The sequence below is a fragment of the Clostridium aquiflavi genome, from assembly GCF_031344075.1.
GTDB classification, from domain to species: Bacteria; Bacillota; Clostridia; order Clostridiales; family Clostridiaceae; genus Clostridium; species Clostridium aquiflavi.
The window spans coordinates 1-20,584 of the sequence record NZ_JAVJAN010000042.1 but is presented as its reverse complement, the minus strand read 5'-3'; the positions used below and the strand labels follow the sequence as shown (position 1 = coordinate 20,584).

Sequence of the window (20,584 nt, the reverse complement as noted above, 5' to 3'; positions counted from 1 at the left end):
AACTCAGCTATATATTTTATGCACTCTTCTTTATATTAGACATCCTGAAGAATTTTTTAACTTCTATAAAGCTAAACTTATATATCCAGATGCTAAACCAAATAGCGGACATATAGCACTCGCTAAACTCGAAGAAATGGGCAAACTTAAAGCTATTGTTACTCAAAATATAGATGGTCTTCATCAAGCTGCTGGTTCTAAAAATGTTTTCGAACTACATGGATCTGTTCACAGAAATTATTGCACTAATTGTAATGCATTTTATGATTCAGATTTTATATTAGAATCAAAAGGAATTCCTACTTGCACAAAGTGTGAAGGAAGTGTTAAACCAGATGTTGTTCTTTATGAGGAAGGATTAGATGATAATACTATCACAGGTGCAATTAAAGCAATATCTAAAGCTGATACCTTAATTATAGGAGGGACTTCATTAATTGTTTATCCAGCAGCTGGATTAATTGATTATTTTAGAGGTAAAAACCTTGTTCTTATAAATAAAAGTTCTACTTCAGCTGACTCAAAGGCTAATCTAGTTATTAATGATTCTGTTGGAAAAGTTTTAAGTGAAGCAGTTAATAATTTAGCTCTATTTTAAATGTGTGTTGATATATGCAATAGGTGAAGTGGCATTGTAATTGGACTTTTAGAACCCTTAATGAGTATTGTCACATTTACTGCTTGTCTCAATTTTATATTGGGAACAAGCTAAAATGGGACTATACTCATTTTAGTGTTCATAAGTTCAATTATTCCGTCCACTTTGCTTATGCATATATCAACACTCTGCTAAAACAGAGCCTATAATTTAAAATTTATCTTTATTCTAAACAATAAAATTAAATTCATTAATTTTAATTGTTTGTATATATGAATTGCCTATTCACATATATCCTTCAATTATTTTAATTACTACTTCTTCATTAAACTCAATTCCTTTTAAGCATTCTTGAATTTTGTTTAAATCTACTAACATAAGTGAATCAGTGAATATCTTACAATCTTCTATGATACCATTAACAATATCTAAATTAATTTCAACATTTCCAATAGAAAATTTTCTTTCTAAAGTTATATTGTAATTAGGACTTTCTCCAAAATTCCACTTTCTATCATTATATTTTTGAAAATGACTTGGAATGTAATCTTTTTTGCTATATTCTTTTATATTTGCAAATTCTCCATATACATTTAGAAATCCATTAATTAAAGCTTCCTTAACAATATTAGAATCAATTTTTTTATCTAAATCCTTAAGATTAACAACTCTACTTCTAACAGACTTTATTCCCTTAGATTGTAATTTTAATTTAGATGGATTTAATGCTTTAGAAAGTTCATTTAAATTTATATCGATCATTATAGTTCCATGATGAAAATAGTTTCCATCTTCTGAATAAAATGCATGACCAGAAAATTTCTTATTATCTATAAGTAAATCATTTCTTCCTGATACTTCTGCAACCAATCCTAATCTTTTAATTCCATCGATTATTACTTTAAGCTGCTTTTCTAAATTCACATCTACCTCTTTAGTTAAAAAAGTAAAATTAAGATTTCCAAGATCATGAAAAACTGTTCCTCCACCAGATATTCTCCTAACTAATGTAATATTGTTTTCTTTCATATAATCTAAATTACATTCAGAATATGGGTTTTGATTTCTCCCTATAACTACAGTTCTATCATTTTGCCAAAGATATAATATATTTTCATTATCTTTCAAATTTCTAAGTAGTTCTTCTTCTAAAGCTAAGTTATAAGCTGGATCTACCTCTTTTGAAATGATAACTTTATTCATGATTGTGTATAGCTCCTATAGATAGTCCTAAGGCACTTTCATGTATTACTTCACCTGTAGTTGGATGTGCAAATATAGTTTCACAAATTTTCTCTTCACTAATATTATTCTTAATAATTAAAGTTAATGTGCTAATTAATGAAGATGCATCTGCTCCAATAATAGATGCTCCAACTATTTTATTATTATTAATATCTTTAATTATTTTTATAAATCCTTTTTCTTCTCCCATAGTTAAAGCCTTACCATTAGCTGAATAAGGGAATTTACTTATCTTAATATTTAGTTCCTCTTTTAAACACTTATCTTCATTCATTCCAACTGATGCTATTTCTGGCACTGTGAAAATTACATTTGGTACATGATCATAGCTCATTTCTTTATTTTGACCTAATATATTATCAACAGCTAGCATTCCTTGATGTGAAGCAACATGAGCTAATTGCATTATATTATTAACATCTCCTATAGCATACACACCTTCAACATTTGTTTCTAAATTAGAATTAACTTTAATTCCTCTTCTATTATCATTTAATTCAAGATTTATATTTTCAACATTTAATCCATCAATATTAGGCTCTCTTCCTATTGCTACAAGTACATTTTCTGATACTAATAATTTTTCTTCTTCATCTTTTTCAAAAGATACAATAGCATGGCCATCTTCAGATTTTTTAATCTCTGTAACTTTTGAGCTTGTATAGACATTAATTCCTTTATCAGTTGCAATGTCTTTTATCTCTTCAGAAATATCTTTATCCATCATTAGCAATAATCTATCTGCATATTCAACTACATTTACCTTTACTCCAAAGTTAGAGTAAATGAATGCAAATTCCATACCTATAACTCCACCACCAATTATTGTTATAGACTCAGGTAATTTTTCATTGCTTAATGCAGTAGTACTATTTAAAACAAATGGCATATTAATTCCTTTAATATTAATATTTGAAATTTTAGATCCAGTTGCTATAATTATATCTTTAGAATCTACTGTATACTCATCTTTACCCTTTTTTACAATAATATTTTTATTATCTAAAAATGAAGCTTCTCCTTTTATAACTCTTACGCCATTTGCTTCTAGAAGATACTCTATTCCATTAACAAGTCTTCCTTTAACATCATCTTTTCTTTTTACTACTTTTTTCATATCAACTTGTATATTATCAATAGTAAATCCAAACTCTTCACTGTTTAATGCATTATGAAATACTTCAGATGATTTTACAAATGCTTTTGTTGGAATACATCCTACATTTAAACAAGTGCCACCAAGATTTTCTTTCTCGATAATAACAGTATTTAATCCTTTTTTAGCTGCATAAATAGCTGCAACATATCCTCCTGGACCTCCCCCTATTATTGTTAAATCAGCTGTAACATTTTCTTTTTTTCCCTTAAGCATAGAACCAAAATAATCAACCTTAGGAGTATTACTATTACTACTTATATTTTCTCCAGTTGCTAGAAATAATATTTGTCCAATCTCAACTTCGTTACCTTCAGATACTTTTATTTCATCTATTTTAAAATCAAAATTTGCTTTAAAAGGTGTATTTCCTTTGCTTGTTTCTAATTGCATTAATACCTGCCCTTTTTTTACTTGCTCTCCTTCAGTCACACTAATTTTTCCTACTTTAGCAGACTTATTATGTCCAGATAATGTTTCTAATCTTATATCCATCTTAAATTCTCCTTCTATGTAAAAAGGTTGTCATAAAATCAATTAGATGTTATGAACAACCCATATATTTTTATTTATATACAATTACTACTTATTTAAAATCTTTTTCAAATTCATCAATTGAATCTTTTAATAATGTTACTGAATAAGCCATTGTTGGGCCTCCACCAAATGCAACTGAAACCATTGCTGCTTCCATTATTTCTTCTCTAGTAGCTCCTGCTTCTAAAGCTTTAAAAGCATGGAATACTATACAATATTCGCATCTGTTATATGTAGCTATACCAACACTAATTAATTCTTTTGTCTTATTACTAATAGCTCCATCTCCATAGTTTGTACCAAGAAGATTCATAAATGCTTCAACATTAGCACCATTAGTTTCTCCTAGCGTATTTAACCCATTCATAAAATCATTTAACATTCCTCTAACATCTTTTTTCATAATAAAAACCTCCATATAATTCTATTCTCTAAATTACTTTACATAGCAATACTTAGCATAGCAAGTATCTTTGTATAAAAAATACCACATCAAAGTGGTATTGTCAACATTTACATACATTATTTATCATTTTTTCTAAAACATTTTTAAAAATATTTAGTTCATCTTCTGATATACCATTAACTGCATCCCTCTGAAATTCTTCTCCCAATGGAATAAGTTCTTCTCTTAACTTTTTTCCCTTATCAGATAAAAATATTCTAGTTACTCTTCTATCTTTAATTTCTTTTCTTCTTTCAACTAAATCATCTTTTTCCATACGATCTATAAGTCTTACCATAGAAGATTCTTTAACACTCATGTTATCAGAAAGCTCCTTCTGAAAAATACCATTAGTCTTACCTATATAATATAATGCTATCCATTGAACTCTAGTCATATCATGTTCCTGAAGCCTTCTGTTAAATTCATCTGAAAGTATTTTAGCCCCTTTATTAGTTATGAAACCAATGCAATCATCTAAATTATACATTTCCCCACATCCTTTGATTTTCTTCAATTCTTTAATTATAGTATACTCCTTAGATTAAGAGCAACTAATTCTCCATAAAATTATTACTTCAACATATTATGATTCAACTTAATTATTAATGATTATGCTTGAAAAATTTTCAATTTAAGCAGTTAATAATCTATAAAAAATATAGGATATGTTTTCTAAAGTGAAAACATACCCTATATTTTTTAACTCTAATTTTATAAATCTTGAAATATGCAATAAGTAAAATTTCATCATTCAGTCTACTTGTTTATGCATATATCAACACTTTACTAAAATAGAACTATTTCGCAATTATTATTCCTTCTATTTTCTCAATACAGCCGCCGCAGCATGTACCTGCGTTAGTAGCTTCTTGTACTTCTTCTAAATTAGTAGCTCCATTGTTCATAGCATCTTTTATATCTTGTGCTGTAACTCCAACACATCCACATATTACTTCATTCATATCCATTTTTCTATTCCCCTTAACAATAATCTTTTGTATTACAAGAATAATTTCCTGTGAGTTAATTTTAATACATACTACACAAAATTTCAATAGTAAATATTATTAATTAATAATATTTATTTACTCGTTTTAAATGTGTGTTTATATATGCAATAGGTGAAAGTGGCATTGTAATTGAACTCAGTCCATTTTTACTTATGCATATATAAACACCTTGCTAAAACGTATCCTTAATTTTAAATATTCAATTCATATTTATACCTTTTAATTAAAATTAATTTTGGAATTTTTTCTATAGTAAATAAATATAATTTAAGTGATAGTTGTTATAGGAGATTTAATATGAAAATTTTATTATTCTTATTATTTATTATTGTTGTGTCGGGCTCTTTATTATTCTTAATATATAATTATGAAAACAAAATATCATCGGTAAAAAAACAATTAATCGCTAGTCAAGAGCAGTTTTATAAATTAAAAGCAGAGTATAATCAACTAAATTCTTTAAAAAACAATCCATTAATTATGTTTCTTGATTTAACAGAACATACTGGTTTATTAACTAAAGATTCTATTGTATATCTGTCTCCAAATGAATTAGCGCCAGTATTGCAAAAAATTGATATATCTATGGAAGTTTATATACTAGATAAAGCTTTATCCGATAAAATTGTATGGTATTATGTATCTCTTCCTATAGATACAAATATAAATTCAAGAGGTTGGGTAAAAGAAGATTCATTTTCTAATTTCTTAGATAAATCATCATATACAGATATCATTAAATGCTAAAAAATTCTGTTCTACATTTTAGTTAACATTACAAAGTAAAAAGGTGAAAGTTAAAAGTTATTTTTAAAATTCTAATACGAATTTTTTCCTTAACTTATTACTTTCACCTTTAAAATTTCAACTAAATTTCTATCTAACTATTTAATCAACTTAACATAATGGCAATACCCATATATATAAAATATATTATTATGGTTACTATTAATGGCCAATTCATTATTTTATCTTCTTTATTATAAGATATACCTTTATTAAAGTACTGATAATCAATAATCTCAGCCTCTTTATATTGAATTTGTTCATTAATTAAATTTTGTTTTCTTTTATCATTTATTCTCTTAAGTTTTTTAAGCATTAATACAATTAAAAATGTTGAAACCAACCCCATTATTACATAGCCTTTTAATAAATTCATCTTTTCAGCTAATGATAAAGCTTTGATTGAAATATCCTGAGCCGTTTCTTCAATTCCAAATTTATTTTGAAAAAATGTTAATAACTTTTGCATAACTACTGATGTTCCATTAATCATAAAATGGAATGTCATAGAAGCAAATATACTATTAGTCACTCTAACTAAATAAGCTAAAATTCCACCTAAAACAGCTGCATATAAAAATTGTTGACCATTTAAATGAAATATACCAAATAATAAGCCAATTATTATGCACGTTTTTAAATCACTTTTATCATCATATCCAGATTGAACTATACCTCTTAACGTTATTTCTTCTGTTATAGCAGGCATAACAGCCATTAAAAGTAACATTATTAAAAATGGTGTAGATGATATTTGGGATACAAAGTTTCCTATATCATTTTCAAAAAAGAATGACATTATAAGTGAAAACAAAGTAACTAACGGTTGACTTACAAATGATAAAACAATTATTAAGAAAAAATCTTTTAAATATAATTTATTAAACTTAAAAGTTTGTTTTATATTAGGCTTAACTATTATTACATATATTATTGCAGGTATTATAAATAAAATCATATGATTTAAAAATAATTGCACTCTTATATCTGTTAAACCCATCATTAAATAAAAAATTCCTAAAAAATTAGTTCCTATTATTTCTCCTAATAGTATTATTAAAAAATATAAATTAGCTCTAAATGTTTTTTTCATATTTACACCTTTACTACAAATTATTAATTAGATTTATATTTTAGTGTATAAATAGTTGCCTCTTGGGAAAGAATTTATAATGAAGTAACTAACTTCAATATTTAATCGCCTCTCCCCCCATTTTATTTATATACCAAATTTTATTCCTATTGCTATTATAGATAGCAATAGGAATATTTTTTATCATAAATGTTTTAATTAAATATTAACATTATTTTAAAATGTCTTTTCTACTTCTCTCCTAATCATATCTAATGCAGCTATAGTCGCTGAGTTTCTTACTTTTGCTCTATTTCCCTTAAATACATATCTTTTAGCATATGCCTTTCCATTTATACAAATACCTATATATACTAATCCTACAGGCTTCTCAGCCGTTCCTCCACCAGGACCAGCAATTCCAGTCGTAGCTATTCCAATATCTGTTTTAGAAGTCTTAGATATGCCTTCTGCCATCTCAATTGCTACTTGTTCACTTACTGCACCATATTTATCTAATGTTTCTTTCTTCACATTTAATCTTCTTATCTTAGCTTCATTAGAATATGTTACTGCGCCTTCCATAAAAACTTCTGATATTCCTGGATAAGATACTAATTTACTTGCTATTAATCCACCTGTACATGATTCTGCACTAGATAAAGTTAATCCTTTATCTATTAGCATCTTTCCTAAAGCTTCTTCTATTGTTTCATTGTTAATTGAGTATATATTATCATTTAATCTTTCTCTTATATCATTTAATATAGGTTCTATTAATTTTAATCCTACACTCTCTTCATAAGATTTCGCAGTTATTCTTAACTCTACTTCTCCATCCTTTGCATAAGGTGCAACTGTTGGATTAGTTTGATAATCTATTATATCCTTTATTTTTTCTGCAACTGAACTTTCTCCAACACCTATAATTTTTATTACTTTAGAAACTAAAGTTGTATTAGTTTTATTATTTAGATATGGTTTTATGCTTTCCTCAAACATAGGTTTCATCTCATTTGGAGGTCCAGGAATAATAATCATTATTTTATCTTTTTCTTCTATAATAATACCTGGTGCTGTTCCGTTATTATTTTCAACCACAATTGATTCCTTAGGATATAATGCTTGCTTTAAATTATTTTTAGGCATATTCTTACCCATTGATTTAAAGTATTCTTCTATCTTTTCTTTTGATTTTTTATGTTCTACTAATTCTTTATCAAAATATTTTGATGCAACTTCTTTAGTCATATCATCATCTGTAGGTCCAAGTCCACCTGTTGTTATAACCAAATCACTTCTACTAAAAGCTAATTCAAATGCTTCTAAAATTCTTTCTTCATTATCTCCAACAACTTGCTGATTGTATACATCAAGACCTAATAAAGCTAATTCCTTAGATAAATATTGTGAATTAGTATTTAGAATATCACCTAATAATATTTCCGTTCCTATTGATATTATTTCAACTTTCATTTTATGCCCCTTTTATTAAAAATTTAAAGATTTTCTGTATGACTTCTATCATTCTTTGATAGAATGTTAAACTCATCTTTATCTCTTACTATTTTGGTCAATGAAGCTTGTCCGTATACACCCTTAAGTTCACCTTCAAATTCCGTAAAGTAACTCATTATAACTTTTAAAGCCATTCCATGAGTTACTATTAAAATATTTTTGTCATTTTCTTTTTCTAAAATTGATTCTAACTTCTTAAATGTTCTATTCTTTACATCTAAAAGAGTTTCACCATCAGTTCCTTTTACTTCATGATTTCCAGAAAACATTTCTTCTAAAAAATTGCTTTCTCCCATTTTAGGTAAATCTTTTATATATTTTCCTTCATATTCTCCAAACCCAATTTCTTTTAGCTCATCACAAGTTACTATTGGAATGTTATTAGGTTCTGATATAATTTTTGCTGTATCCAAAGCTCTTTTTATAGGACTTGCATATATAATGTCTATTTTTTCATTTTTTAATCTATCTCTTAAGCTCTTAGCTTGATTCAATCCTCTTTCTGTTAAAGGTGAATCCTTACTTCCTTGAAGTCTTCCTTCTATATTCCATTCTGTTTCACCATGTCTAGTTAAAAATAATGTTGTCATACTTAATCACTCTCCACACTGTATTTCATATAGTCTTATTTTACAATACTTACAACTTATATTCCACCTAGTACAAAGTGATTGAACTGCACTTTAATTAACAATTGATACTTAACAATGAACAAGTGTGGTTTAAAGTGGAAATCTCTATATTATTACATGTCTCTGTTTTAAATGTGTGTTGATATATGCAATAGGTAAAGTGGCATATATCAACACTCTGCTAAAACATAGCCTATTACATAAATAAAAACCACTTAACTGCAATATACATCACTGTTAAGTGGTCTTATAAAAATCTTATTTAAATTAATTTTCTGCAGTTTCAAGTAATGCTAAAGCTACTGCTCCTACAACACCTGCATCTGTTCCAAGTCCTGCTGGTACAATCTTAACTGATTCAGCCATTGATTTAAAACATCTCTTATCTACAACTTTTCTTACTGTATCAAATACAATATTTCCAGCTTTTGAAACGCCTCCACCAATTATTATTACTTCTGGATCAAAAATTGATACCGCATTTGCAACAGCTATTCCTAAATAATTTAATGCATTATCTATTATATCTTTACATACTGGATCTCCAGCAGCTGCTTCTACAAATACTTCATATGAAGTTATCTCATCATATTTTCTTAATGATGTTTCAACTTTACTTCCTATAGCTTCTTTACCTCTTTTTCCTATAGCTGTTCCTGATGAAGTTGCTTCTACACAACCAATATTTCCACAATTACATCTTGGACCATCAGGAGCTACAGTCATATGACCTATTTCTAATGCGTTTGATGTATGACCTCTATATATTTTTCCATCTAATATAGCTCCACCGCCTACGCCTGTGCTTACTGTAAAGAATAATACGTTTTTAGCACCTCTTCCTGCTCCAAACATAAATTCACCAATAGTAGCAACGTTTGCATCGTTATCTAAGAAAACAGGTACTTCAAACTTTTTACTTAGTGGATCTACTAAATTAAAGTTTTTAAATGGAAGATTAGGTGTATATATTATTACTCCCTTTTCTGCATCAAGTGGTCCTGGAGAGCCTATACCTATTGCCTTTACATCTTTATATGTAACTCCACCATCTTTTATTACCTTATCTACCGAGTCTATTATTCTATTTAATACAGGAATTTCTCCCTCGTGTGCATTAGTCGGAACTGTTGTTTGGCTAATAACTTCACCATTTAAATTTGATAAAGCTGTACTTATTTTAGTTCCTCCTAAGTCAACCCCTACTACAAATTTTTGCATAAATTTATCCTCCATACTGAATACTAATTGTTAATTTTTCTCACCGGTAACGGTTCTAATATATTTACATTATACTATAATATTTAGTGTAAAGGAATGTAAATTTAAAATCAATATTTTATTTTCTTTTATATGCACTTATAGAGTAACAACCATATGAGTTAAAACCCGCATCACTAATAGTAAATTTATTATCTTCAAGCATAGAATTAATAAATTTTATATTTTCCTTATTCTCTTCATTTATTCTTATTATAAAATCATCACCATGATCTACAATACTGAAATAATCAAAAATATTGCTATATTCACTTAATCCAAGGATTCCTGTAATATCCATACTATATGTTGACATCAATTACTTACCTCACATTTATTTTTTAATTTAGTTATTTATATAACTTATTATTCCTTTAATTAATTAATATTATTCTAATTATTAATATGTAAAAAGAGATATAAATACCATTATTTCCTGGTGCTTATATCTCTTTTAATTATGCTTTCAATTTATACTTTTACTTTTCTTCAGAGTTTAAATTCTCTATTATTTTATTTGCTTCCATTTCTGGAACCTCTTCATATCTTAAGAACTCCTTTTTAAAGCTTCCACTACCATGTGTAATAGATCTTAATTCAGTTACATATCTGCTTATCTCAGAAAGAGGAATTTCAGCTGTTATTTCTTGAGCTGAATCTTTTGGTTCCATTCCAATAATCCTCCCCCTCTTTTTGTTAATATCACCCATAACATCACCTGTATATTCATCTGGAACAGTTACTTGTAGTTTCATTATAGGCTCTAATAGTATTGGTTTAGCTTCTTCTAAACCCTTTTTATAAGCTACCGATGCAGCTACTTTAAATGCCATTTCTGATGAATCCACAGGGTGATATGATCCATCATGCAATGTAGCTTTAAGCCCTATAACTGGACATTTTGCAAGAACTCCATGTTCAATACATTCTCTTAAACCTTTTTCTACTGCAGGTATAAAGTTTCTCGGTACAGCTCCACCAACTACTTTATCTACAAATTCCAAATCTGTCTCTCCATCACTTCTAGGTTCAAATTTTATTACTACATCACCATATTGTCCATGTCCACCTGATTGCTTTTTATGCTTTCCTCTTACATCTGATGACGATTTTATAGTTTCTTTATAAGGAATTCTAGGTGCTTTTAATATAACATCTACACCAAATTTATTTTTAATCTTACTTGCAATTATATCTATATGTGTTTCACCAAGGCCTGATATGATTATTTCTGAACTTTCATTATCCCTAGTTATATCAAAAACTAAGTCCTCATCTTTTAATTTAGTTAAAGCTTGAGATATCTTCTCTTCATCACCTTTAGTCTTAGGAATCACAGACATTGAAATAACTGGAACAGGAAAATTCATTTTATCATATAATATTTTAAAGTTACTATCACATAAAGTATCTCCTGTATCTGTATATTGTAATTTAGATATAGCTCCTATATCTCCAGCTATAATTTTTTTAGTTGGCATTTGATTTTTTCCTCTAATGAAATACATATGAGAAAACTTTTCTAATTTATTTTTATTAGCATTTAATACATTACTATCTTCTGCTGCTGTTCCTGTCATAACTCTAAAGAATGATATTTTTCCTACGAATGGATCTGCAATTGTTTTAAATACCAAAGCTGAAAAAGGTTTATTTTCGTCAAGGCTTATAAACTCCTCTTCATTAGTTTCAATATTTAAAGCTTTTTGTGGAATTGCATATTCTGGGGATGGGAAACAATCAATTATATTATCAAGTAAAGTATCAACACCTATAACTTTTAATGAACTACCACACATTACTGGTGCAATTTCACCAGTAGCACACCCATTAATAAGGCCTTTATATATATCTTCATCACTTAAAGTTCCTTCACTAAAATACTTTTCAAGTAAAACTTCATCAGTTTCTGCTACTGATTCCATAATCATCTCTTTACATTCTTGTATTTTATTTTTTAAGTTTTCTGGTATATCTATTATTTGAGTTTTCTTAGTTTTAAGATTATATACCTTAGCTTCATTTGAAATAATGTTAACTACCCCTTCAAAGTCTCCCTCAGAACCAATGGGATATTGAATTGGAACTACACTCATACCAAATTTATCTTTAAGTGATTGCAAAACCTTATCAAAGCTAGAATTTTCCCTATCTAATTTATTTATAAAAAATGTTCTTGGCAATTTTATTTTATTACAATATTTCCAAGCTTTTTCTGTTCCTACCTTTATTCCAGATACTCCACTAACAACTATCATTCCTACATCTACAGCTCTCATGCCTTCAATATATTCGCCTTCAAAATCGTAATATCCAGGAGTATCAACAATATTTATTTTCACATCATTAACTTCAATTGGTGCTACAGAAAGTGAAATTGTAAGCTTTCTTTTTTTCTCTTCTTCATCATAATCTAAAGTAGTTGTTCCATCTTCTATATTTCCTAATCTATCAATTATATTAGAATAGTATAAAATAGCTTCAACCAAAGAAGTCTTTCCTGTACCGCTATGACCCATTAACCCTATATTTCTTAAGTTTTTAATATTATAACTTCTCATAAATTCATAGCCAAACCTATAAGTTTCCTTAGGAGTTGGCTTTCACCTGCCTTTCCTTTAAATACTTATTATCTTAAATATATTATTCAATAATATATTTAAAAACTCCTTTTTTATTTTTTGAAACATTCAGAATATTTTATTTTTTCTGACTAATACTTAAAATATATCAATTATTAAATATATATTTATAAATTTCAAATACTATACATAAAGTTTTATATATTATAAGTATTAAATTTATCCTTAGATAATGCTATAATAAAGCTTATGAATTTCAAAAATAAACTATACGGGGGAAATTTCGTAAATGATGAGTAAATTTAAATTAAAAAGTAATTATAATAGATTGCTTTTTTTAACTTTTGTAATAGCTTCAATCAGCTTAATAGCCTTTATATTATTTAAATATCCTCATGTAGGTGTAGCTGATCAAGGTGACTTTGATAGAGTTATGAATGCTTCAGGAATATCTTTGCTTGATTCTGATAAAAACAATCCTAATTTCGTTAGATTTTATGATTATATAGTGAGTAATTATAAAATATCTAATTTTTTCAAAACTATTATTGGGTCCATTATTGGATCTAGTATTGGATTTTTAATTTTAATTATAAGTATCTTTTGCAAACTATTTAGTAGCAATATTTTTAAAACTGAATATTTAGCAATAGCTTATAGTATTATTTATATTCTTTCTATATTTATAATATTAAAATATTTAAATATAAAAAATAGCTTAAATCTAACTTTTATAGGAGTTTTAAGTTTATTTATGTTATTTGATGGGAATTATATAATTTGGTTTAATAGTTTCTATGGTGAACCTATGATGTTATGTACATTATTATTACTTATTGCTTCATTTTTACATTACATAAACTATAAATATGTAAAAAAAGATAATGATAAGATAATGTCAAAAATAGTATATATATTGCTAGCTACATTTTTATTTTTAGGTTCAAAAATGCAAGTAGTAACTGCTGTACCATTTTTAATGATATTATTATTAAAAATAATTTTAGACAATAAACAATATCTTTCTAAGAAAAACTTTGTATCAATAATAATTTCCTTATGCTTAATTATGTCTTATCCTCTTGTTTTCAATGCCTTCAATGGAAATATAAGCAATGACACACAATATAATTCTGTATTTTACGGTGTACTTAATGGTTCTAAAACTCCAGAGCAAGATTTAATTGATTTAGGACTTAATCCTGACATGGCTTCAGAGGCTGGAAAACATTCTTATTTAAGTGATGAAGAATATGTAAAATACATTCCAAGAACAGAAATAACTAATAATGAATTTTATGGGAAAATAGGAAACTCTAAATTAGCTAAATTCTATATAACCCATCCTTTAAGACTTATAGAAGGAATGCAATATACTGCAAGTAAAGCTTTTGATACAAGCACCTTATTAGGAAAAACATCAATAGAATATAGTTCTGAACCAACAATTGATTTTAATAGATTTACTACTTGGTCAGACTTTAAAGAAAATTATTTACCTAAGAATTTATTATTTATAATTTCAGTATTTTTAATAATTTTTGTATATAGTGGCTGGCTTTATTTAAGAAATAAAAATAATGGAGAGCTAAAAAATAAGATATTTTTAATATGGACTATTATGTTTATAGCTGCTATTCAGTTCCCTATGCCTTTTGTAGGAAATGGTAGAGCTGATACTGCAAAACAATTATTCTTATTTAATTTTATTTTTGATCTTTTATTGATAATAACTGTTTCTTATACATTCTCAAAAATAACTGATATATTTTCGAAGAAAAGATAATAATTTGAGCTTACTTTAATTTAACTATATATTTATAATTCTCTATTTAAATATTAATTAATATATGCGATAGGTAACATAGCATTGTAATTGGACTATACTTATTTTAGTGTTCTTACGTTCAATTACTCTGTCCAGTTTTATTTATTTATATATCAACTCTTAAATATATAGTTAAAAATATTATGTTACATAGGAGATTTACTATTCATGAAAAAATTAAATTGCAGAAAATTGTTTTCTGATAGAGTTTCAATATTAAAGCTTTTTATTATTGTTGCTATGTTAGTAAAAACCATTCTTTTCATATCCATTCTTAATATAGATACTGCTGATAGAATATTAAAGAAAAATTTAAGTTTTAAATTTGCGATTATTTATCTTGCATTTATTCTTTTATTTTATTCATTTGGTTATCTATTTTCAAAGAATAAACAAACTATCTTTTATATTATATTAAACTCACTATATACCATACTATTAATAGCAGATTTATCTTACTTTAGAGCTAATAGAGATTTATTAGGATTAAAAAATATTTTCTTTGAAAATACATTTAACCCTTTACAACATTCACTTATTAATTTAAGACCTGTTGATTTTATATTCATTGTAGATGTTATATTATTGTTAACTTGGATCATTAAAAGTAATATTGAAAATAATAATAAAAGAAGTTTTAAAAAGTTTTTTGCTACAATGATAATTTCAGTATTTATGATTATAGGATCATGCATATGTGTTGATGCCCTTCAATTGGGTGAATTTGGTGATAGCATAATTTTTAATCAATGGACAACCTTAATGGAGGTAAAAGCCCCTGGCCCTTTAGGATATCATATAGTAGAAGGTACAAGATCAATTAATAAGTATTTTAACGATAAACCTTCTAATGAAGATAAAAAAGCAATTGAAGATTGGTTGACCTTTAATAAAGAAAATATTGAAGACAATGAATACAAAGGATTATTTAAAGGAAAAAATGTTGTATTTCTTCAGATAGAATCTTTAGAAAACTTTGTTATAAATCAAAAAACAAATGGCAAAGAAATAACACCATTTTTAAATAAACTAGCTAGTGAAGGTTTATATTTTAATAACTTCTATGAACAAAATAATGCAGGAAATAGTATAGATTGTGATTTTATGATCAATACCTCTATGTATCCATTAGGAAATAAAATAACTGCTTTAAATTATGGAGAAAATGTTTATCCTAATTCGCTTCCAAGAATTCTACAAAAAAATGGATACCTTACTATATCATCTCATGCTGAATTGCCAAATGAATTTAATTGGACTGAATTACATAAAAATAGTTTTGGAGCTAATGAACTTTGGACTATTAATGATTACGTTTATGAAGAAAGTGTTGGATACGGATTATCAGATAGAAGCTTCTTAAGTCAAACTGCAAATAAACTTAAAGATATAAAGCAACCATTTTTTATTCAACTTCCTACTTTATCTAATCATGGACCTTTTGATTTAAATGAAAAATATAGACAATTGAACTTACCTGATGAAGTTAATGATAGTTACTTAGGAGGATATTTCGAAAGTGTATTATATACAGATAATCAATTAGAAATGTTTTATAATAAATTAAATGAGTCTGGGCTACTAAATGATACTGTATTGGTTATTTATGGGGATCATACAGGTGTTCATAAGTATTATAATGAAGATATTCAAGACATTGACTATGAGAACAATTGGTGGGATGAAGTTGATCATAAAATTCCATTAATAATCTACTCTAAAGATATGCAACATAAAATTATAAATAAGACAGGTGGACAAATAGACATACTTCCAACAATATGTTACTTATTAGGTATTGATGATAATTTGTATAGAGATTCTACTATGGGCAGAATTTTAGTTAATACTAATAGAGATGCAATAACTATAAAAGGAAATCATATTATAGGAAATGTTAAACCACCAGATGAAGAACATGTTTCAAAAGCATATGAGATAGGTGAAAAAATTATAAAAACTAATTATTTTAATCATAAATAAGAACAAAAGTTGCTAAACCACGCTTTTTAGTTGAGAGTAAATAATTAAGAATTGAGAGTTTTTTTAATTTTATAATTTTATGTACAATAACAAAAAGGATGTTGAAATATTCAACATCCTTTTTGTTATTGATTATATTTTAAATATGTGTTGATCTATGCAATAGGAAAAGTGGCATTGTAATTGGACTTTGAGAATAGTTAATGAGTATTGTCACATCATCATACCTACTCCTGGTCCTAATGGTAATTTAAATATAAACCAAACTATTAATAATAGACTCCATCCAATTAAGAATACTAATGAATATGGTACCATTGTTGATATAAGAGTTCCTACTCCACTCTCTTTATCATACTTTTCTGAGAAAGCAACTACTAACGCAAAATAATTCATAAGAGGAGAAATAATATTAGTTGTAGAATCTCCTATTCTATATGCCATTTGAGTTAATTCTGGTGAGTAATTTAATCCCATTAACATAGGTACAAATATAGGTGCCATAATTGCCCATTTAGCTGATGCAGATCCCATAAATAGATTTATGAATGCAGCAACTACTATAAATCCTAATAATAAAGGTATGCCTTGTATTCCTGTAGATTGTAAGAAGTTAGCTCCTTTTACAGCTATTATTGTTCCTAAATTACTATGTGCAAAGTACGCAACGAATTGAGATGCAAAAAATACTAATACTATATATCCACCCATTGCCGCCATACTTTTTCCCATTAAATCAATAACTTGCTTGTCATTTTTAATTGTTCCCGCTCCAACACCATATGCAATACCTGGTATTAAAAATACTATTGCAATTATAACAACTATAGAATCCATAAATGGTGATTTTAAAATCTCTGCTGTTTCTGGATTTCTTAGTATTCCGTTAGATGGAACAACTAATATTGCTAATAAAATTAAAGTTAATACAAATGCAATACCCGCAAATAATAAACCTCTTTTTTCTTCTTTACTAATCTTTATAACTTCTTCTTTTTCTTCTTCACCCTTATATTTTCCAAGTCTAGGTTCAACTATTTTTTCAGTAACTATTGTACCTAAAATTGTTATAAGGAAAGTTGATACTATTAGAAAGTACCAGTTTGATGTAATTTGAACATCATATCCAGCTTGAGATATTTTAGCTGCTTCTGTTGTAATTCCTCCTAATAAAGCATCAGTTGGTCCTGGTAATAAGTTTGCACTGAATCCACCTGAAACACCAGCGAATGCTGCTGCAATACCAGCTAAGGGATGTCTACCAAAACTCCTGAATATAACTGCTCCTAATGGTATTAACACAACATATCCTGCATCAGAAGCTATATTAGAAACTACCCCAGCAAATACAACTACCATAGTTATAAATCTTTTTGGTGTACTTGTTACTAATTTTCTTAATAATGTTGAAATTAAGCCACTACCTTCCGCAACTCCAACGCCTAATAATGCAATTAATACTGTTCCCAATGGTGCAAAACTTGTAAAGTTATTAATTGCACTTGTGAACATATATCTAATTCCTTCTGGTGTTAAAAGACTCACTACTCCAACAGTAAATTCTTTTAATTCCATAGTGGTTCTATCAATTCCTTCATAACTTACACTAACCCCTGCTAAATAAGCAATGTGTGATATTATCATTAAGGCTGCACAAAATATTACAAATAATGTAGTAGGATGCGGAAGTGCATTACCTATCTTTTCCACCCATGTAAGTATCCCAGACTTACGTTTATTGTTTTCCATAAGTTCCTCCTTGGTAAAATGTAAAAATCATTTTTTTAATTTAAGAAATTTTTATATACATATATATTCATTATATTATTAAATCATATTTTTATCAATAAAATTACCTCGGATTTGATAAAAAACAGTGATAAAAAGTATAAATTTTTAATATTATAGCATTATTTTGATTTTTTTTGCATTTAAAAAATTCATTTTTGCAGTTTTTCCTAAAAATAAAAGCTTTAAGATTAAACTTTTATTTTTTTAATCTTAAAGCTTTTATTTTATTTGTTATTAAAATTCCAAATGTACCTCCACATGTATCAATCAACACATCTCTAAAAGCACCTTCTCTTCCTGGCACAAATACTTGATGTATTTCATCAGAACAAGCATATAAAAATACTAACATCATTCCTAATAACCTTATTTTTTGTCTAGTATATTGAATTTCTAAAACATTTAATATTAATATACCTAATATCATATATTCCAAAAAATGTGCAATTTTTCTAACAATAAAATTAGCTAATTCTCCAAAGATACTATTCATATTTATTCCTAGTTGCGTTAATATCATAATTGCTAAACTACTTTGTTTATCAGATACAACTGCTGGTTGATTAGACATAACAAATATAATAATCATCCATAATATTAACAAAATCCAGTTAATTGCTTTTCTTTTATCAAATGTACTTTTAATTTCTTTCATTAGTCACTCCATTACATTATATTTAATATAAGACTATGCTTATAAATATGTGTTGATATATGCAATAGGCAAAGTGGCGTTCAATTACTCAGTCCAATTTGTTTATGCATATATCAGCACTTTACTAAAACATAACCTTATATTATTATACACCAAGTATAATTGTATTAAAATACTTTACTATATATTGCTGAATCTAGCTTATTCACACATATATTTATTTATGTAAGCTAATGATTCTTCTAATAATTCATGACCTTTTTCTAAGCCTTCAACCTTTAATTCCAAATTACAAACTCTTTGATCCACTTGATGCATTAAATCCTTTATATCATGTAACAATTTTGCTTCATATGTTACTTGAACACCATCACTATCTATAAATACCTTTTCTGGTGGTGCACCACATTTAGTACATTTTGCGTATATATCATCATTATCTAAATCCTTAAAAACTTTAAATTTACTATTATTACATGATGAACAGCTTGATAATATTTTAAAATCATAACTATTATTATCATAGTAGTACTCTTTATTACATTCACTACATACTAATTTTATTTTATTATCTTTGCTATTTATATAAAATTTATTTCCACTACATCCGTCTTTTTCACACACAATAGTTCTAACCATATAACTTCACTCCCTATTTTTAATAAATCATTTCCTTATAAATTTAATATGTTATTTGCCAATAAAATATTACTAAAAGTCTTATTTATAATAAGTAAAATATCAATACTGTTTTAAAATAATAGCTATTAATGTTAGTTAACAGTTTATTTCATAAGTCTGAAATTTTCTTACTTAAAAAATCTATAATTTTAATCATATATAAATAAAATAATTTATTAATAAATTTACTATTATATGAACAAACTATTATTGCTATATGTTTAAATACTACTTTTTAATATCAATCTTTATCTGCATTAAATAAATTATATGTAATAAGGAGTGATCATATGAAAAAAATATTAATTATAATTACAAGTTTATTCTTAGCAATATCTTTAACATGTTGTAATAATAAAAGTGCGTATAAAGATGGAATCTATATAGGTGAAGGTAATATGTATTCAGATGGATATGATGATGTTACTGTAAATGTTGAACGTGGTAAAATAGTAGATATAGTCATTCGTCATTTAGATACTAATGGAAAAGAAATTAATTATGAAGAATGGACTGGAGAAAATATCAATGGAAAAACAAATCCTAATATACAAAAATATAGAGCTGATACAATAAAAGAAGTATTAGCTAATCAGTCAGCAGATATAACTATCATTAATGACATTAATGATATATCTTCTAATTGGAAAGTAGCTATAGCAGATGCTCTAGAAAAAGCAAAAAAATAAGCTATGAATATTCATAGCTTATTTCTATTAAATGGTGGAGATAAAGAGATTCGAACTCTTGACCCCCTGCGTGCAAGGCAGGTGCTCTCCCAACTGAGCTATACCCCCATAAA

General features: G+C 26.9%; 19 protein-coding genes and 1 tRNA gene. 5 read left to right on the top strand and 15 right to left on the bottom strand.

The features are described 5' to 3' along the window. Positions 1–13 precede the first annotated feature (13 nt). Entirely contained in the window at positions 14–598 is a 585-nt protein-coding gene (locus RGC78_RS13695) for an NAD-dependent protein deacylase (RefSeq protein WP_309556826.1), read from the top strand. Between the two features lie 285 nt (positions 599–883). Here the strand turns inward: RGC78_RS13695 and lplA are convergent, their stop codons facing one another. From lplA to RGC78_RS13670, 5 genes are all read right to left on the bottom strand, one after another. Then, positions 884–1,801 carry a lipoate--protein ligase gene (gene lplA / locus RGC78_RS13690; protein WP_309556817.1) on the bottom strand — a complete coding sequence of 306 codons (918 nt, stop codon included), beginning with the start codon at positions 1,799–1,801 and terminating at the stop codon, positions 884–886. Next, positions 1,794–3,494, bottom strand: coding sequence for a dihydrolipoyl dehydrogenase (lpdA, locus tag RGC78_RS13685; protein WP_309556816.1), 1,701 nt, complete (start codon positions 3,492–3,494; stop codon positions 1,794–1,796). The genes lplA and lpdA overlap by 8 nt, the downstream gene beginning before the upstream one ends. Before the next feature lie 91 nt (positions 3,495–3,585). Next, a complete protein-coding gene (locus RGC78_RS13680; RefSeq protein ID WP_003373813.1) occupies positions 3,586–3,939 on the bottom strand; it encodes a carboxymuconolactone decarboxylase family protein in 354 nt (117 codons plus the stop codon). Between the two features lie 103 nt (positions 3,940–4,042). Next, the gene (locus RGC78_RS13675) at positions 4,043–4,471 is read right to left on the bottom strand and encodes a MarR family winged helix-turn-helix transcriptional regulator (protein ID WP_252216686.1); all 429 of its coding nucleotides are present in this window, start codon (positions 4,469–4,471) and stop codon (positions 4,043–4,045) included. 310 nt (positions 4,472–4,781) lie between these two features. Further along, entirely contained in the window at positions 4,782–4,952 is a 171-nt protein-coding gene (locus RGC78_RS13670; protein WP_252216689.1) for a (2Fe-2S)-binding protein, read from the bottom strand. 339 nt (positions 4,953–5,291) lie between these two features. Between RGC78_RS13670 and RGC78_RS13665 the strand changes: the two genes are divergently transcribed. Next, on the top strand, positions 5,292–5,741 hold the full coding sequence (locus tag RGC78_RS13665) for a hypothetical protein (protein WP_252216691.1): 450 nt from the start codon (positions 5,292–5,294) through the stop codon (positions 5,739–5,741). A gap of 145 nt (positions 5,742–5,886) precedes the next feature. Here the strand turns inward: RGC78_RS13665 and RGC78_RS13660 are convergent, their stop codons facing one another. From RGC78_RS13660 to fusA, 6 genes are all read right to left on the bottom strand, one after another. Next, positions 5,887–6,873 carry a CPBP family intramembrane glutamic endopeptidase gene (locus RGC78_RS13660; RefSeq protein ID WP_252216694.1) on the bottom strand — a complete coding sequence of 329 codons (987 nt, stop codon included), beginning with the start codon at positions 6,871–6,873 and terminating at the stop codon, positions 5,887–5,889. Between the two features lie 216 nt (positions 6,874–7,089). After that, on the bottom strand, positions 7,090–8,328 hold the full coding sequence (locus RGC78_RS13655; RefSeq protein WP_309556815.1) for a competence/damage-inducible protein A: 1,239 nt from the start codon (positions 8,326–8,328) through the stop codon (positions 7,090–7,092). Positions 8,329–8,351: 23 nt separating this feature from the next. Further along, the gene (locus RGC78_RS13650) at positions 8,352–8,960 is read right to left on the bottom strand and encodes a histidine phosphatase family protein (protein WP_252216698.1); all 609 of its coding nucleotides are present in this window, start codon (positions 8,958–8,960) and stop codon (positions 8,352–8,354) included. A 309-nt stretch (positions 8,961–9,269) separates the two neighbouring features. After that, positions 9,270–10,223 (bottom strand): ROK family protein, encoded by a 954-nt coding sequence (locus RGC78_RS13645; RefSeq protein WP_252216701.1) that lies wholly within the window; start codon positions 10,221–10,223, stop codon positions 9,270–9,272. A 118-nt stretch (positions 10,224–10,341) separates the two neighbouring features. Then, a complete protein-coding gene (locus RGC78_RS13640) occupies positions 10,342–10,578 on the bottom strand; it encodes a hypothetical protein (RefSeq protein ID WP_252216704.1) in 237 nt (78 codons plus the stop codon). A gap of 163 nt (positions 10,579–10,741) precedes the next feature. Continuing rightward, a complete protein-coding gene (gene fusA / locus RGC78_RS13635; protein WP_309556814.1) occupies positions 10,742–12,823 on the bottom strand; it encodes an elongation factor G in 2,082 nt (693 codons plus the stop codon). Between the two features lie 310 nt (positions 12,824–13,133). Here fusA and wsfD point away from each other — a divergent pair, with 310 nt between their 5' ends. Further along, positions 13,134–14,630: a glycan biosynthesis hexose transferase WsfD gene (gene wsfD / locus RGC78_RS13630; RefSeq protein ID WP_309556813.1), complete on the top strand. Its 1,497-nt coding sequence runs from the start codon at positions 13,134–13,136 to the stop codon at positions 14,628–14,630. A gap of 210 nt (positions 14,631–14,840) precedes the next feature. Further along, entirely contained in the window at positions 14,841–16,655 is a 1,815-nt protein-coding gene (locus tag RGC78_RS13625; RefSeq protein ID WP_309556812.1) for an LTA synthase family protein, read from the top strand. A gap of 213 nt (positions 16,656–16,868) precedes the next feature. On the opposite strand, the gene RGC78_RS13620 is transcribed toward RGC78_RS13625, so the two are convergent. The 3 genes from RGC78_RS13620 to RGC78_RS13610 form a co-directional block, all read right to left on the bottom strand. After that, the gene (locus RGC78_RS13620) at positions 16,869–18,404 is read right to left on the bottom strand and encodes an AbgT family transporter (RefSeq protein ID WP_252216717.1); all 1,536 of its coding nucleotides are present in this window, start codon (positions 18,402–18,404) and stop codon (positions 16,869–16,871) included. A 238-nt stretch (positions 18,405–18,642) separates the two neighbouring features. Further along, positions 18,643–19,101 (bottom strand): VanZ family protein, encoded by a 459-nt coding sequence (locus tag RGC78_RS13615; protein ID WP_309556811.1) that lies wholly within the window; start codon positions 19,099–19,101, stop codon positions 18,643–18,645. A 201-nt stretch (positions 19,102–19,302) separates the two neighbouring features. Beyond that, entirely contained in the window at positions 19,303–19,740 is a 438-nt protein-coding gene (locus RGC78_RS13610; RefSeq protein ID WP_252216724.1) for a hypothetical protein, read from the bottom strand. A gap of 332 nt (positions 19,741–20,072) precedes the next feature. Between RGC78_RS13610 and RGC78_RS13605 the strand changes: the two genes are divergently transcribed. Then, on the top strand, positions 20,073–20,471 hold the full coding sequence (locus RGC78_RS13605) for an FMN-binding protein (protein WP_252216727.1): 399 nt from the start codon (positions 20,073–20,075) through the stop codon (positions 20,469–20,471). A gap of 32 nt (positions 20,472–20,503) precedes the next feature. Here the strand turns inward: RGC78_RS13605 and RGC78_RS13600 are convergent. Next, positions 20,504–20,579, bottom strand: a tRNA-Ala gene (locus RGC78_RS13600). Positions 20,580–20,584 lie beyond the last annotated feature (5 nt).

Coding starts and splice junctions, on each gene's coding strand:
- lplA (WP_309556817.1), bottom strand. CDS start 1,801: ATGAATAAAGTTATCATTTCAAAAGAGGTAGATCCAGCTTATAACTTA.
- lpdA (WP_309556816.1), bottom strand. CDS start 3,494: ATGGATATAAGATTAGAAACATTATCTGGACATAATAAGTCTGCTAAA.
- RGC78_RS13680 (WP_003373813.1), bottom strand. CDS start 3,939: ATGAAAAAAGATGTTAGAGGAATGTTAAATGATTTTATGAATGGGTTA.
- RGC78_RS13675 (WP_252216686.1), bottom strand. CDS start 4,471: ATGTATAATTTAGATGATTGCATTGGTTTCATAACTAATAAAGGGGCT.
- RGC78_RS13670 (WP_252216689.1), bottom strand. CDS start 4,952: ATGGATATGAATGAAGTAATATGTGGATGTGTTGGAGTTACAGCACAA.
- RGC78_RS13665 (WP_252216691.1), top strand. CDS start 5,292: ATGAAAATTTTATTATTCTTATTATTTATTATTGTTGTGTCGGGCTCT.
- RGC78_RS13660 (WP_252216694.1), bottom strand. CDS start 6,873: ATGAAAAAAACATTTAGAGCTAATTTATATTTTTTAATAATACTATTA.
- RGC78_RS13655 (WP_309556815.1), bottom strand. CDS start 8,328: ATGAAAGTTGAAATAATATCAATAGGAACGGAAATATTATTAGGTGAT.
- RGC78_RS13650 (WP_252216698.1), bottom strand. CDS start 8,960: ATGACAACATTATTTTTAACTAGACATGGTGAAACAGAATGGAATATA.
- RGC78_RS13645 (WP_252216701.1), bottom strand. CDS start 10,223: ATGCAAAAATTTGTAGTAGGGGTTGACTTAGGAGGAACTAAAATAAGT.
- RGC78_RS13640 (WP_252216704.1), bottom strand. CDS start 10,578: ATGTCAACATATAGTATGGATATTACAGGAATCCTTGGATTAAGTGAA.
- fusA (WP_309556814.1), bottom strand. CDS start 12,823: ATGAGAAGTTATAATATTAAAAACTTAAGAAATATAGGGTTAATGGGT.
- wsfD (WP_309556813.1), top strand. CDS start 13,134: ATGATGAGTAAATTTAAATTAAAAAGTAATTATAATAGATTGCTTTTT.
- RGC78_RS13625 (WP_309556812.1), top strand. CDS start 14,841: ATGAAAAAATTAAATTGCAGAAAATTGTTTTCTGATAGAGTTTCAATA.
- RGC78_RS13620 (WP_252216717.1), bottom strand. CDS start 18,404: ATGGAAAACAATAAACGTAAGTCTGGGATACTTACATGGGTGGAAAAG.
- RGC78_RS13615 (WP_309556811.1), bottom strand. CDS start 19,101: ATGAAAGAAATTAAAAGTACATTTGATAAAAGAAAAGCAATTAACTGG.
- RGC78_RS13610 (WP_252216724.1), bottom strand. CDS start 19,740: ATGGTTAGAACTATTGTGTGTGAAAAAGACGGATGTAGTGGAAATAAA.
- RGC78_RS13605 (WP_252216727.1), top strand. CDS start 20,073: ATGAAAAAAATATTAATTATAATTACAAGTTTATTCTTAGCAATATCT.